Below are 14009 nucleotides of genomic sequence, written 5' to 3' on the forward strand. Positions count from 1 at the left end.
GCGCGTTCGTCGTCGCGCAGGATCGTCGCATGCAGGGCTTGATCGAACAGTACGGATTGGCCCTGGTATTCGCCAACGTGCTGGCGTTGTCGCTGGGGCTGCCGGTGCCGGCGTTGCCGACGCTGGTGTTGGTCGGTGCCGGCTATGCGCTGCGCGGCGGCAGCGATGCATGGCTGGCCGGGTTGGCGGCGTTGGGCGTTTCGGTGTTGGCGAGCCTGCTCGGCGATCTGGCCTGGTATCTGGCCGGCCGCCGCTTCGGTAATCGCACCTTGCAGTCGCTGTGCCGGCTGTCGCTGTCGCGCGATACCTGCATGAAAAAGACCGAGCGGTTCTTCTCGCGCTGGGGCGTGCGGATATTGGCGGTGGCCAAGTTCGTCCCGGGGTTGTCGATGGTCTCGGTGCCGATGGCCGGCGCAATGCGGGTGCGCCCGACGGCATTTCTGCGCTACGACGCCTTCGGTGCAGCGTTGTGGGCGTTGGTCGGTCTGGGCCTGGGAGCGTTGTTCGCCCACCAGGTGCAGGACGTACTCGCGTTTCTGTCCGAGCTTGGGTCGGGCGCGGTTGTCGTGGTGGCGGTGTTGTTGGCCTGCTACATCGGTTGGCGCTGGTGGCGACGGCATAGCCTGCTGCGTTCGCTGGTGCATGCGCGCATTGCGGTCGACGAGCTGGTGCCCTTGCTCGATGGCGAAGAGAGCCTGCGGCCTGCCGTGCTGGATATCCGCGCACCGGGATATCGCGATCTGCAGCCGTACACGATTCCCGGCGCGGTGTTTGCCGACGAGCGACAGCTCGCACAGATTCTGGCCACCGTGCCGCGCGATCGCAGTGTGGTGATCTATTGCGCGTGTCCGGATGAGGTGTCGGCGGCGTGGCTGGCGGGACGAATGCGCGAGCGCGGTTATCGCGATGTGCGTCCGCTGCTGGGCGGGCTGGATGCATGGCGCGATGCCGGGCATCCGGTGACCTCGCTGCTGCCGGTGGCGGTGGTCGGTGGGCCAGATGCCGTCGGGGCGATAGCCTGATTGCGGTTGCGACAGGCGCGAACTCGGTCGTTCGCAATCGACATAATGGCGCATGGCGCGATTGCCTGGCAGCGGCCATGTGCAGCCTCGGACAACAGGCAAAAAAGACCAGCAAGCTGGTCGTTTTCTTCAAGATTGGTGCGCCCGGAGAGATTCGAACTCCCGACCGCCTGGTTCGTAGCCAGGTACTCTATCCAACTGAGCTACGGGCGCATTATCTTGTTTTGACTTGCACATCCTTCGCAATGCGAGCGGACGTTTAACTAAAAAGACAGCGATGCAATGCTGTCTTTTTGTTGTTCTGATGATGGTGCGCCCGGAGAGATTCGAACTCCCGACCGCCTGGTTCGTAGCCAGGTACTCTATCCAACTGAGCTACGGGCGCGTCGTCAGGAGCGGAATTATGCGGATGCCTGGCGTACTCGTCAATCCTTTTGTGACACGCGATTGCCTGCGGGCTTGCTCATGTGGGTGCGCCGCATGCAGTGGTCACGGCGGCAGGCGCTTTCATCCGCGCATGCTCACGCGCTGGGCGCGGCGCCGAAGTGGTCGAGCACCAGGACCTCGCTGTGACCTGGGGCGTGGCCGAGGCGGATCGCGCGCGCAACGTAGTCGATCGCCGCTTCGCAGGCGTTGAGCAGGGACAGGCCCTGGCACAGCTGCGCAGTAATGGCGGCCGACAGGCTGCAGCCGGTACCGTGCGCGTCGACCTGCAGGCGTGGATGCATGAACACGTTCTGGGTGACGCCGTCATCGAAGCGGTCGATCACGCGTGCGCCTTCGAGCAGATGTCCGCCCTTGAGCAGCACGGCGTTGGCGCCCAGGTCGAGCAGGGCTGCGGTGGCGTGCTCGGCGGCGTCGGCATCGTCGATGCGGCGGCCGGTCAGCAGCTCGGCTTCGGGCGTGTTGGGGGTGATCAGCGTGGCCAGGGGCAGCAGCCGCGTACGTAGCGCGTCCAGTGCGGCGTCTTCGAGCAGGCGCGCGCCGCTGGTGGAGACCATCACCGGGTCGAGTACCACGAACGGTGGGCGATATTTTTCGAGCAGATCGGCCACGCAATGGATGACTTCGGCATTGGCGAGCATGCCGAGCTTGACCGCCTGAATGTCGAAATCGGCGAAACAGGCGTCGATCTGCGCCTGCAGAAATGCGATCGGCGGGATGTGCACGGCGGTAACCGAACGGGTGTTTTGCGCGGTCAACGCAGCGATGGCCGACAACCCATGCACGCGGTGTGCGGCGAAGGTCTTGAGATCTGCCTGAATGCCGGCACCGCCGCCGGAATCGGAGCCGGCGATGGTCAATGCGGACAGCGTGCTGGGCGTGGTCATGCGTGGATTCTGCACTGCTGTCGGTTGGATGTGCGGGTCATCGCGCGCGCCAGCGACGCCATTGCAGGTAGGCAACGTAGCCGGCACCGGTCAATCCGGTGAGGCCGGCTGGCAGATAGAGCGCGTCGTAGTGCCAGCGCTGGAACAGCCAGGTGCCGAGGATGCTGCCGCCGAGAAAGCCGCTGATGATCAACCCGCTCAGAGTGAGCCGGCGCAGTTGCAGCGGGCGCCCGCGCAGCAGGTGGCCCAGGCCGATGCCCAGGTCGGTGAACATGCCGCTCAGATGCGTGGTACGGACCGCTGCGCCGCTGAGGGTGGTGGCCATGGCGTTCTGCAGGCCGCAGGCGCCTGCGGCGACCAGCACGCCGCCGATGTGATGCAGCTTGAACAGCGGAATCGCGGCCAGCAACAGCAGCGCTTCGAGCAGCAGTGCCACGCCGTAGCGCTGTCCAAGCCGCAGGACATCGTCCTGGATGATCAGGCCGCTGAGCATGGCGCCTGCGCAGAAGGCGATCAGAATGCCCCAGAGAAAGCCGATTTCCGGCGCGGTGTTTTGCACCAGGGCAACGCCGAGCAGGCTGGTGGTGCCGGTAAGGTGGCTGACCACCTGATGTTCGGAGCCCAGGTAGCCGACCACGTTGACCATGCCGGCCACACCCGACAATGCCACCGCGCCAATCCAGACCCAGCGCGGCAGCAGGATTCCCATGTCGGGTCAGGGGGTGCCGTTGACGGCGATCTGCGAAAACGCGCCGGTTTGCGGGTCGTACAGCGCGCCCCAGAAGGCACTGCCGCCGTCGCATACCCGGATCGCCTCTTTGGCCGGTTTCACTGGCGGATCGTTCGGCAGCTTGAAGGCATTGATGTAGATCAGCTGCTGGCCCTGGATCACTACGCCCACATATTGGCGGTCGAAATCGCGCGGCTCGGGGATGGTCGGCGTCAATGCATCCTGCCTGGATTCGAGCTGTTCGATCTGTTGCTGGCCAGGTGTCCAATAGCCGGTGATCTGGCCCGGATGACGCGCCGGGTTGTCGCGCGAGCAGGTGTCCAGCACCTGCTCGGCAATGCCCTGGCGCGTGATGACCCACGACTGCCCGCTCTTGATGTTGGTGGGCACGCTGGCGGGCGGCGGCGTGGTTGCGCAGCCGGCCAGTGCAATCAGTGCGAACGCCGCAGCGCCGCGCAGCGGATGCATCACAGCACCTCCGAGGCGAAGTCGGCCAGGCGCGAGCGCTCGCCGCGACGCAGCGTGATGTGCGCGCTATGCGGCCAGGCCTTGAAGCGATCCACCGCGTAGGTCAGGCCCGAGGTGGTCTCGGTGAGGTAGGGCGTGTCGATCTGTTCGACGTTGCCCAGACACACGATCTTGGTGCCGGGGCCGGCGCGGGTGATCAGCGTCTTCATCTGCTTGGGAGTGAGGTTCTGTGCCTCGTCCAGAATCAGATAGCGCGACAGGAAGGTGCGCCCGCGCATGAAGTTCATCGAGCGGATCTTGATGCGGCTGGCGAGCAGATCGTTGGTTGCCGCACGCCCCCAGGCACCGCCTTCCTGATTGTGCGTGAGCACTTCCAGGTTGTCGGTCAGTGCGCCCATCCATGGGGTCATCTTTTCCTCTTCGGTGCCGGGCAAAAAGCCGATGTCTTCGCCCACGCTCACGGTGGCGCGGGTCATGATGATTTCGCGGTAACGCTGCTGATCCATCGTCTGCGCCAGGCCGGCGGCCAGCGCGAGCAGGGTCTTGCCGGTGCCGGCGGTGCCGAGCAGGGTGACGAAATCGATCTCCGGATCCATTAACGCGTTGAGCGCGAAATTCTGCTCGCGGTTGCGCGCCACGATGCCCCACACCGCGTGCGGGCTGGTGCGGAAATCGTCCACCAGGCACAAGGTGGCCTTGCCGCCGCCGATCCTGGCCACGCGCAGTTCCACTTCGTCCTCGCCCGGCAGATACAGGTACTGGTTGTGATGCCAGTCTTCGTCGTCGGCCAGCACGATTTCGTAATGGGTGCGGCCACGCTCGTTCCAGCTGCGCAGGTCTTCGTTGTGCTTCTGCCAGAAGTCTTCCGGCAGCTCGACAGCGCCGGTGAACAGCAGGCTGAAATCGTCCAGCGCGCGGTCGTTCTGATAGTCCTCTGCATTCAGGCCGCTGATGTAGGCCTTGATGCGCAGGTTGATGTCCTTGGACACCAGAATGACCGGCACGTCCGGGTTTTCTTCGCACAGCGCCAGCACCGATGCCAGGATCTTGTTGTCCGGAATCATCTCGCCGAAGGTGCGGCCCGGATCGATCGGGTGGATCTGGAAATACAGCCGGCCGATGGCGGCCTGGCCCTTGAGCTGGATACCCTGTGGGTGGCTGAGCAGGATGCCGGTCTTGATCTGCTCGGCGTTGGTGTTCTCCAGCAGTTCGTCCAGGAAGCGACTGACCTGGCGCGCATTGCGGCTGACTTCGGAAGTGCCCTTCTTGGCGTTGTCGAGTTCCTCGATCACCTGCATCGGCAGGAACACATCGTGTTCCTCGAATTTGAACAGCGCGGTGGGATCGTGCATCAGCACGTTGGTGTCCAGCACGTAGATGCGCTTGCCTCGGGTCATTGGGTCTTCCAAGTGATGGAGCAGGGGCGAGCCATCACGCCTGCAGGCGCAGGGTGATGGAGGACACGGGAAACGAGGGGCATCACTGTTTGGCGTGCGCCTTCAACGCAGCCAGCACGGCGTCAGCATGGCCGGCGACCTTGACCTTGCGCCAGGCCTGCACCACATGCCCCTCGGGCGACAGCAGGAAGGTGCTGCGCTCGATGCCGAGCACCTGCTTGCCGTACATGTTTTTTTCCTTGATCACGTCGAAGGCGCGGCACAAGGCCTCGTCGCCATCGCTGATCAGCGGAAAGGTGAATCCCTGCTTGGCGCAAAAATTGTCGTGCGACTTCACCGAGTCGCGCGAGACGCCCAGGATCACCGCGCCAGCCTGTGTGAACTGCGGCAGCAGCGCGTTGAAATCCAGGCCTTCGGTGGTGCAGCCGGGCGTGCTGTCTTTCGGATAGAAGTACAGCACCACCCATCTGCCGGCGTAGCCGCGCAAGCTGGTCTGGATGCCGCCGGACAGCGCCAGCGGCAGGTCGAAGGTTGCAGCGGGTAATTCAAAGACAGCGTCGGTCATCGTTGCTCAGCCCAAAGTGGAGGGGCGTGCGGCTCGGTCATGCCGGGCCGACGTCCATCCCATCATAAGCAGCCACATGGAAACGTTTGGCAAGCGCGTCGAACTCCGCATTGCGCTGATTCAGCGACTCGATGGTGTGCTGTTCCAGCTTGTCCACATGCAGGAAATACGATTCTTCGTCGTCGCCATCGTCTTCGTCGCGTTCGCCGAGGAAGATGTCGATGACGCGATAGCCGTCCGTGGTCAGTTGCTCGGCGAGTTTTTGCAGCGGTTGCTGCGCCGGGTCGGCGAAGAAATATTCCCAGCGCAACGGACCGTCGAGATTCCAGTCGGTCTCGGAGCGGATGTGATCGAACATCTGTTTCAGCGCGGATAGGGCGATGGCCATCGGGACGTCTGCCTTAAAACTTCATCGGGTCCATGATCGCGTCGAGATTGAGGTGATCACAGAATTCCAGAAAATCATCGCGCAATGCGGCGATGTGCATGTTGGCCGGCACCCCGATCGTCACCTGCGCAGAAAACATCTCCGCGCCGGTCTGCATGGCGCGATAGCGCGTGCTCTGCAGGTTCTCGATGGTGATGCCCTGGCGGTCGAAGAAATCGGCCAGCTGGAACAGGATGCCCGGCTTGTCGGCAGCGATGACTTCGACGATGTAGGGCAGCAGGTTGGACTGGGTCTGCTTGGGGCCGGTGCGGTACCAGACCAGCTTGAGGCCTTCTTCGCGTTCGAGCCGGGTCAGCATCGCCTCGAGCTTGGCGACCGAATCCCAGGAGCCGGTCGCCAGTGCGGTGACCGAGACATCGCGCCCCACCGTGGCCAAGCGGGCGTCCACGAGATTGCAGCCGCTGTCGGCGATGCGGCGGGTGACGGGCAACAGGGGGGACTCCGGATGCGTCGTGTAGGCGTTGATCAGGAGGTGATTTTCGGTCGGCGAGGGCCGGGGTGTGGTGTCGGTCAAAGGGGGTTCCGGCATTGCATCAGGCTGAATGGCCGCCCGGGCAGGCGCCCTGGCGATGACCAGCATACTTGCCCGTGGTTTCGCGCCGCAAGTAACATGCAGGCGGCCACAACCCGCGTGCGCGCGGGCCTTTTCCTGTCACGTAAGAGCAGCTGAATCTTGTCCCTTTCCGGCATCATCACCGCGCTGGCGACCCCTTTCGGTCCGGATGGCGCACTCGACCTGGATGCCTGGCGGCGGCTGCTGGAGCAGCAGCTGCATGGCGGCGTGCAGGGAATCGTGGTTGCCGGCTCCACCGGCGAAGCCGCTGCATTGAGCGACGAGGAGTACGACACGCTGTTGCGTGCCGCCGTTGCGCAGGTCGCCGGCCGGGTGCCGGTGCTGGCCGGGACCGGGCTGTCGGGCACCGCCAAGACCATTGCGCAGACACGTCGCGCCGCCGCCTTGGGCGCGCAGTACGCGCTGGTGGTGACGCCGCCGTATGTCCGCCCGACCCAGGCCGGCTTGCAGGCGCACTTTCTGGCGGTTGCCGACAACGGCGGGCTGCCGGTGGTGCTGTACAACGTGCCGGGCCGCACCGGTTGCGATCTGTTGCCGGAGACGGTTGCCAAGCTGGTCGGGCATCCGAATATCATCTGCATCAAGGAAGCGCGTAGCGAACCCGAGCGCATCGCCGCGCTGCTTGCGTTGCGTAGCGATGCCTTTGTGGTGCTCAGTGGCGACGATGGCAGTGCCGCGCATGCGATGCTGTCGGGCGCCGACGGGCTGATTTCGGTGGCGTCCAATGCGTTGCCGTCGGCATATCGGCGGCTGTGCGATCTGGCCCGCGACGGTCAGCGCGACGCTGCGCTCGCCTGGGACGCGCGCCTGAGCGAGTACCACAGCTTCTGCGGTATCGAATCCAATCCCATCCCGGTCAAGGCGCTGCTGCAGCGGGCCGGGATCGGGCACGGCCTGCGTTTGCCGTTACTGCCACTTTCTGCGGCGCACCAGCCTGCCGCCGACCGCCTTGCCGCCGACGCGATTGCGTTGGAAGCGCTTTCCAGCCGCGAAATGCTCGCGGCCTGACCCAGGAGATCTATCGATGCGTCATTCCGTTTCCCCCGTCCGCGTGCTCTCGCTCGCGTTGCTGGCGACCGCCACCGTCGCCGCCACGAGTGGTTGCAGCTGGTTCCACAAGGGCGCGCGCGGCGACTACGCGCTGGCGCCGGAGGCCCGTCCGCTGGAAGTGCCGCCGGACCTGAACCTGCCCGACACCTCGGGTGCGATGAAGGTGCCAACGCTGGCATCGACCACCCAGCAGACCACCTCGGCCCCGTCGGCAAGCGCCAACAGCGGCTTTACCGTGCCGGGCGAGCGTGACGAAGTATTTGCCAAAGTGGGTGCAGCACTGGCCGATATCCCGGGCCTGACCATCGCCAGCAAGGCGCAGATGCTCGGCTCCTACGATGTGACCTACGAAGGCGCCAGCTTCCTGGTGCGCGTGGTCAAGACCGACGCGGGCAGCTATGTGTCGGCCGTGGACCCGCGTGGCATGCCGGCAACGTTGGCGGCACCGGTGTCGCTGATTGCTGCGTTGAAGGGCAAGTTGGGCGGCTGAGTCTGGTAGTTGCCAGTGTCAGATAGCGAAACGGGCGCTTTGGGCGCCCGTTTTGCGTTTTGGTGCTGTGTCGCCGCCGCAGTGTTGCGCTGTCGCAACGTGCCGGGCTGGATAGCGCAACGCTGTTTTTAGCGCTGCAGCAGCGGCAACTTGTTCGGCTTGCCGTCCCATTCGGCGGCATCGGGCAACGGCTCCTGGCGCACGGTCAGCACCGGCCAGGCCTTGGCGAGCTCAGCGTTAAGCGCGACGAAGCCTTCCTGGCCTGCTGGCACGTCGTCTTCCGGGTAGATCGCGTTGGCCGGGCATTCGGGCTCGCACAGGGTGCAGTCGATGCACTCGTCCGGGTCGATGACCAGAAAGTTCGGGCCGACATGGAAGCAATCCACCGGACAGACCTCGACGCAGTCGGTGTATTTGCACTTGATGCAGTTTTCGGTGACAACAAAAGGCATGGTGGAATCCGGCGTTTAGCCTGCCAATTCTAAAGCAGTCGGGTGCTGGGTGTGGGGGTGCTGGGGATTTTGGTTTTCTGCGTTGGGGTTGATTCCTTCTCCCATCGGGAGAAGGTGCCCCGCAGGGGCGGATGAGGGTACGGGCGAAGCCTCGGGTTACCCGCCATTCGTAGCGGCTTCGCCCCGTACCCTCACCCCAACCCCTCTCCCGCAGGAGAGGGGCTTTGTTTCCCTGCTCGAGGGTTCGGCATGACGAACACGTCGCCACGCGCCAGCCGAAGTAAATCAACTGCCGGCGGCTTGATCAGATCAACTTACGCTGCGTATCAAACCAACCCACGCTGGCTGGCCAGCGCGAACAACCCCGTAGCGGCCAGATCTTCCGGATGCAGCTGGGTTTTGATACCCAAATGCGCCAGCGCCAGTGCATAACGCTGCGCAAGGGCGGGGCTGCCGACCAAGTGGACGGTGCCGTGGTCACCGCGGTGCTCGCGCAGTTCGTGGCCGATCAGCAGGCCCGAGAGGTAGGACGGCAGTGCGGTGGCGGTGAGGCGGTCGAACAGACCCAGCGTGCGGGCACCGAACAGATGATGGCTGAGGCCGCCGGGGTCGGCGCTGCGATCGACCCCTTGCAGGAACGCGTCGCCGTCGAGTTCGGTGTGATCGTCTTGCATCAGCTTGCCGAGGATGCTGTGCTGGCGTAGCACCGCATACAGCTCGCCAGTCATGACAGTGGCGAAACCGGTCAGCTGGCCGTTGGCGATCTGCGCCCATTTGCTGTGCGTGCCGGGCAGGCAGGCGACGTGTTCGCCGTCGCCGAGTGCGGCGATCAGGCCGACCAGTTGGGTTTCTTCGCCACGCATGACATCGGGCACGCTATGCCGTTCGCCGGTGCCTACATCGGGCACACCGTGCTGTTCGTCGGTGTTCGCATCGGGCACGCTATGTCGTTCGCTGGCGCTTGCATCGAGCACGCCGCGTTGTTCGCCGGTGCTCACGCCGGGCACGAACCACAGGGTGCGTCCGGGCAGCAAGTCGTCGTAGCTGCGCATTGCCTGCGCAAGCGCGGCGGTGTCGGCAGGGCAGGGCAGATAGGCCTGTTCGACCCAGCCGTTGCGGCTGCCGATCATGCCCGAGAGCAACACCGGGCCGTCCCACCCGTCGATCAGCGTGCTCAACACCTCGGCAAAGCGGCCCTGGCAGGCCAGGATGCCGTCGCTGCCGCGGCGTTGCTCCAGCACGCTGCCATCGGCATCGAGCAGATACCCGCGCAGGCTGCTGGTGCCCCAGTCGATGGCGATCATGCGCTGGCTACCCGGCTCTCGGGCAGGCCGTTGATGGGCACATCGCAGAGGTACAGGCCGCCGGCTTCCGGTGTGCGGGCAAGTTCTTCGGCGCTATGGTCCAGACGCGAGCTGATCACATGCAGGCGATCCAGCGCCGCACCGCCGAAGGCGCTGCAGGTGGGGTGCTTGACCGGTAGTTGCACGATGCGCTCGACGCTGCCGTCGGGGCGGTAGCGCACCACGCGCCAGGCGCGCCACTGCGCATTCCAAAGATGCCCCTCGCTGTCGATGATGGAGCCGTCCGGCTCGGCATCGTCGCGATCCAGTGTGGTGAACACGCGCGTGTTGCTGGTCTGCGCGCTGTCGGCGTCGTAGTCGCAGCACAGGATCTGCGGGCGCACCGAGTCGCAGTAATACAGGGTGCGGCCATCGGGGCTGAAGCAGATCGAGTTGGGGATCGACACGCCCGGCAGCGGCAAGGCGCGCAGACCGTGACGCAGCGAGAACTGATACATCGCGCCGCGCGCGGCCTTGTCGTCGTGTTCGCCCATGGTGCCGAACACGAAGTTGCCGTTGCGATCGGCGCGGCCATCGTTGCTGCGCGTGTGCGGGTTGTCGGCTTCGACATCGGCGAGCTTTTTCAGCGGCAGCGCATCGCCCTCTCCGTCGGCGTTGTCCGGGTCGGCGATGCAGATCGATTTGGCCAGCGCGATCAGCACGCGGCCGTCGTCCATCAAGCCGATGCAGCCCGGCCGATCGGGCAGCGTCCAGTAGCGCGTATGCGCGCTTTGCGGGTGATGCCGCCACAGACGTTTTTCGCTGATGTCGACCCAGTACAGCGCCTCACGCTGCTCGCACCACAGCACGCCTTCGCCATGCGTGCAGCGGCTGTCGACCGCCAGTACCGCGGTGTGTTCTGTCGTGCTTACCATTCGGCGATGCTGCCATCGCTGTGACGCCACACCGGGTTGCGCCAATCGGGCGGATTTTCGTTTGCGCGCTTGAGCATCTCTTCGTTGATCTCCACACCGAGCCCGGGCTTGGGCAGGGCGGCGATACCGCCATCCACACACTGAAAATCGTCTTTATTGATGACGTAATCGAGCAGGTCGGCGCCTTCGTTGTAATGGATGCCGATGCTCTGTTCCTGCAGCACCGCGTTGTGCGAAACGAAGTCCACGTGCAGACATGCAGCCAGTGCGATCGGGCCGAGCGGGCAGTGCGGGGCGAAGCCGACATCGTAGGCTTCGGCCATCGCGGCGATCTTGACGCACTCGGTGATGCCGCCGGCATGCGAGAGATCCGGCTGCACCATGCCGATGCCGCCGGCGCACAGCACGTTCTTGAATTCGAAGCGCGAGAACATGCGCTCGCCGGCAGCCAGCGGAATCGAGGTGCTGGCGGCCAGGCGCGGGTAGTACTCGGCCTGTTCGGCCAGTACCGGTTCTTCCACGAACAGCGGCTTGAACGGCTCCAGCTCGCGCAGCAGCGCCTTGGCCATCGGCGCGCCGACGCGGCCGTGGAAGTCGATACCGAAGTCGATGGTGTTGCCGAAGGCCTCGCGGATTTCGGCGACCTTGACCACGGCGGCGTCGACGGCGCGCGCGCTGTCGATCAGCTTCATCTCTTCGGTGCCGTTGAACTTGAAGGTGTCAAAGCCCAGCGCGCGGTAGTCGGTGATCTGCTGGATGATGGCGCCGGGACGGTCGCCGCCGACCCAGCGGTAGGTCTTCATGCGATCGCGCACCAGCCCGCCCAGCAGCTCGTACACCGGCACGCCCAGTGCCTTGCCCTTGATGTCCCACAGCGCCTGGTCGATACCGGCGATGGCGCTCATCAGGATGGCGCCGCCGCGATAGAAACCGGCGCGGTACATGGTCTGCCACAGGTCGTTGATGCGCGCCGGATCCTTGCCGACGACGTAGCCGGCCAGTTCGTGCACGGCCGCTTCCACCGAGCGTGCGCGGCCTTCGATGACCGGTTCGCCCCAGCCGGTGATGCCCTCGTCGGTCTCGACCTTGAGGAACAGCCAGCGCGGGGCGGCGTGGTAGGTGGTAAGGCGGGTGATCTTCATCCTTGCAGTTCCTGGTAGGCCTGCACGAAGGCGCGTGCATGCGTCTGGGTCGTTTCGAGCGATTGCGCGGGTTTGTACAGTTCGCCACCGATGCCGGCGCCGGCAGCGCCTTGGGCGATGAAGCCAGCCAGGGTCTGCGGGCTGACGCCGCCGACCACGTAGACCGGAATGTGCTTGGGCAGCACCGAGCGCAGCGCGCGCACGTGTGCGGCGCCATACGTCGCGGCCGGGAATAGTTTGAGGATGGTGGCGCCGGCGTCGATGGCGTCGAACGCCTCGCTGGCAGTGGCGAAGCCTGCCACCACGGTGAGCCCGCGCGACACCGCATGGCGGATCAGCGACGGACGCGTATTCGGGGTGACGATGAAGCGCGCACCGATCTCGGCCAGGGTGTCGACGTCTTCGTTGCGCAGCACGGTGCCGGCACCGATCCAGGCGCGCTCGCCGTAGGTCTGCTGGGCCAGCGCGATGCTCTCGGCCCAGCGCGGCGAATTGAGCGGGATTTCGATCGCGTCGAAACCGGCATCGATCAGCGCGCCGACATGGTCGAGTGTTTCTTCCGGCGTGATGCCACGCAGGATGGCGATCAGCGGCAGGGCGAACAGGCTGGCAGTGGTGTCTGAGGTCATCGGGTTACTCGCGATAGAGCGGAAAGCGGCCGTCGGCGACCAGATGGCCGGCAACGTCGGGGGAGCTTGCGCAACTGCGCGCTGCAAACGTGGTCTGCAGGCGCACGGTGAAAGATCAGGAACATGGGGGCGGGCAGGGTGCCGCGACGCAATGACGGGCCGATTGCAGCAATTGCGTGCGCACTCCAACAGCCTGCAATGGGCTGGCAAGATGCCGTCATCGTCGTCCACCTCCGCAGTCATGGCATGCGTGTTGCCACCTTGTGGAAGATGGGTCACGTCTGTTCTGGCCGCGCCCGGGAGGTCGGGGCTCCTGGTGCGGCGTTCGATAGCCTTGCGCGGGGAGATATGTGCTGCAAATGAAATTTTCGGCATATTCTATTCCTCCTACGAATACACCTTCGCGGCGACCTCCATGGCAAATTCCGGTACTCCCTGGTTCAACGCAGCCCGGCTGAAGACGCGTCAGCTCTTGTTGCTGCTGCATTTGCACGAACAGCGCTCGGTCCTGCGTGCGGCCGAGGCTGCCAGCATGACCCAGCCGGCCGCCTCCAAGCTACTGGCGGAAATGGAGGACATGCTGGGGGTGAAGTTGTTCGAACGGCATGCGCGCGGGGTCGAGCCGACCTGGTACGGCCATGTGCTGATCCGGCGGCGCGCGCGGCAATGTCGGAGATCGGCCGGGCGCAGGAAGAGATCGCCGCACTGCGTGCCGGGCGCATGGGTCAGGCCTCGATCGGTACGGTGGTCAATCCGGGCACCAATCTGGTGCCGCAGGCGATTGCCGAGGTCAAACGCGAGTTCCCGGACATCCTGGTGCGGGTGGAAATGGACTACAGCCGGCCGCTGGTGGCCAAGTTGCTGGATGGCCAGCTGGACATCGTGATCGGCCGCATCCTGGGGCCGGAGGGCGTGGGCGAGCTGGAGTTCGAGCCGCTGGCCGACGAGCCGCATTCGGTGATCGCACGTGCCGGCCACCCGCTGGCCAGCCGCGCCGGTCTGCAGCATGCCGATCTGGTGCGCTATGGCTGGATCCTGCCGCCGGCCGACAGCGTGCTGCGCGCGCGGCTGGATTCGATGTTCATGGAGCACGGCGTGCAGACACCGACCAATGCGATCGAGACCTCGTCCTTGCCGGTCACCTCGACCCTGCTGCGCGGCACCGACATGTTGACCGCCTTGCCGGTGGAGTCGGTGGCGGCGCTGATCCAGGCCAAGCTGCTGACCGTGCTGCCGATCGAACTGGGGGTGCGGATGGAGTCGTTCGGCATCATCCGCCGGCGCGATTACATCCTGCCGCCGGGTGCCGAGCGCATTTTGCAGGCGCTACGCACCACCGCGCGTCGTTTGTATCCGGCTTTGCGCGGCCCGGAATCCCTTGGCTAAGCGAGCTCTGCCATTTCTATTCCGTCAGGGAATAGTAGTTCGTGATTTTTTCATTGGTTGACGCTAGATCACGCGCCTATATCTGTGAGTCAGATCGCACGCTGAAG

General features: G+C 64.9%; 15 protein-coding genes, 2 tRNA genes and 1 pseudogene. 4 read left to right on the forward strand and 14 right to left on the reverse strand.

Going from position 1 to position 14009, the window contains the following annotated elements; all coding sequences use genetic code 11:
• Positions 1–29: 29 nt before the first annotated feature.
• Complete coding sequence (locus NDY25_RS20400) at positions 30–1022, forward strand: DedA family protein/thiosulfate sulfurtransferase GlpE (protein WP_168957854.1); 993 nt, start codon at positions 30–32, stop codon at positions 1020–1022.
• A gap of 136 nt (positions 1023–1158) precedes the next feature.
• On the opposite strand, the gene NDY25_RS20405 is transcribed toward NDY25_RS20400, so the two are convergent.
• The 9 genes from NDY25_RS20405 to NDY25_RS20445 all read right to left on the reverse strand — a co-directional run bounded on the left by NDY25_RS20405 (position 1159) and on the right by NDY25_RS20445 (position 6541).
• Positions 1159–1235: transfer RNA gene (locus NDY25_RS20405), tRNA-Arg, on the reverse strand.
• A 95-nt stretch (positions 1236–1330) separates the two neighbouring features.
• A tRNA-Arg gene (locus NDY25_RS20410) sits at positions 1331–1407 on the reverse strand.
• Positions 1408–1543: 136 nt separating this feature from the next.
• Entirely contained in the window at positions 1544–2353 is an 810-nt protein-coding gene (thiD, locus tag NDY25_RS20415; protein WP_168957853.1) for a bifunctional hydroxymethylpyrimidine kinase/phosphomethylpyrimidine kinase, read from the reverse strand.
• Positions 2354–2390: 37 nt separating this feature from the next.
• A complete protein-coding gene (locus tag NDY25_RS20420; protein ID WP_168957852.1) occupies positions 2391–3062 on the reverse strand; it encodes a YoaK family protein in 672 nt (223 codons plus the stop codon).
• 6 nt (positions 3063–3068) lie between these two features.
• On the reverse strand, positions 3069–3551 hold the full coding sequence (locus NDY25_RS20425) for a hypothetical protein (RefSeq protein WP_256627649.1): 483 nt from the start codon (positions 3549–3551) through the stop codon (positions 3069–3071).
• Positions 3551–4948 (reverse strand): PhoH family protein, encoded by a 1398-nt coding sequence (locus NDY25_RS20430; protein WP_006453286.1) that lies wholly within the window; start codon positions 4946–4948, stop codon positions 3551–3553. Before NDY25_RS20430 ends, NDY25_RS20425 begins: the two co-directional genes overlap by 1 nt.
• An 82-nt stretch (positions 4949–5030) precedes the next feature.
• Complete coding sequence (locus NDY25_RS20435) at positions 5031–5513, reverse strand: peroxiredoxin (RefSeq protein ID WP_168957850.1); 483 nt, start codon at positions 5511–5513, stop codon at positions 5031–5033.
• A 37-nt stretch (positions 5514–5550) separates the two neighbouring features.
• On the reverse strand, positions 5551–5901 hold the full coding sequence (locus NDY25_RS20440) for a ribonuclease E inhibitor RraB (protein ID WP_023903765.1): 351 nt from the start codon (positions 5899–5901) through the stop codon (positions 5551–5553).
• A 13-nt stretch (positions 5902–5914) separates the two neighbouring features.
• Positions 5915–6541: a glycine cleavage system transcriptional repressor gene (locus NDY25_RS20445; protein ID WP_023903766.1), complete on the reverse strand. Its 627-nt coding sequence runs from the start codon at positions 6539–6541 to the stop codon at positions 5915–5917.
• 93 nt (positions 6542–6634) lie between these two features.
• Here NDY25_RS20445 and dapA point away from each other — a divergent pair, with 93 nt between their 5' ends.
• Both dapA and NDY25_RS20455 read left to right on the forward strand, forming a co-directional pair.
• The gene (gene dapA / locus NDY25_RS20450; RefSeq protein ID WP_168957849.1) at positions 6635–7543 is read left to right on the forward strand and encodes a 4-hydroxy-tetrahydrodipicolinate synthase; all 909 of its coding nucleotides are present in this window, start codon (positions 6635–6637) and stop codon (positions 7541–7543) included.
• Positions 7544–7559: 16 nt separating this feature from the next.
• Complete coding sequence (locus NDY25_RS20455) at positions 7560–8075, forward strand: hypothetical protein (RefSeq protein ID WP_023903768.1); 516 nt, start codon at positions 7560–7562, stop codon at positions 8073–8075.
• A 128-nt stretch (positions 8076–8203) separates the two neighbouring features.
• Here NDY25_RS20455 and fdxA read toward each other — a convergent pair whose 3' ends face one another.
• The 5 genes from fdxA to NDY25_RS20480 form a co-directional block, all read right to left on the reverse strand.
• Complete coding sequence (fdxA, locus tag NDY25_RS20460) at positions 8204–8527, reverse strand: ferredoxin FdxA (protein WP_006453280.1); 324 nt, start codon at positions 8525–8527, stop codon at positions 8204–8206.
• Positions 8528–8853: 326 nt separating this feature from the next.
• A complete protein-coding gene (locus tag NDY25_RS20465; RefSeq protein WP_168957848.1) occupies positions 8854–9831 on the reverse strand; it encodes a 2-dehydro-3-deoxygalactonokinase in 978 nt (325 codons plus the stop codon).
• Entirely contained in the window at positions 9828–10745 is a 918-nt protein-coding gene (locus NDY25_RS20470; protein WP_168957847.1) for an SMP-30/gluconolactonase/LRE family protein, read from the reverse strand. Before NDY25_RS20470 ends, NDY25_RS20465 begins: the two co-directional genes overlap by 4 nt.
• Entirely contained in the window at positions 10739–11887 is a 1149-nt protein-coding gene (gene dgoD / locus NDY25_RS20475) for a galactonate dehydratase (protein WP_256627651.1), read from the reverse strand. The genes NDY25_RS20470 and dgoD overlap by 7 nt, the downstream gene beginning before the upstream one ends.
• Positions 11884–12516 carry a 2-dehydro-3-deoxy-6-phosphogalactonate aldolase gene (locus tag NDY25_RS20480; RefSeq protein WP_168957846.1) on the reverse strand — a complete coding sequence of 211 codons (633 nt, stop codon included), beginning with the start codon at positions 12514–12516 and terminating at the stop codon, positions 11884–11886. The genes dgoD and NDY25_RS20480 overlap by 4 nt, the downstream gene beginning before the upstream one ends.
• A 415-nt stretch (positions 12517–12931) precedes the next feature.
• Here NDY25_RS20480 and NDY25_RS20485 point away from each other — a divergent pair.
• Positions 12932–13902, forward strand: a pseudogene (locus NDY25_RS20485) (LysR family transcriptional regulator).
• Positions 13903–14009 lie beyond the last annotated feature (107 nt).

It is taken from the genome of Xanthomonas hortorum pv. pelargonii (assembly GCF_024499015.1).
GTDB lineage: Bacteria > Pseudomonadota > Gammaproteobacteria > Xanthomonadales > Xanthomonadaceae > Xanthomonas > Xanthomonas hortorum_B.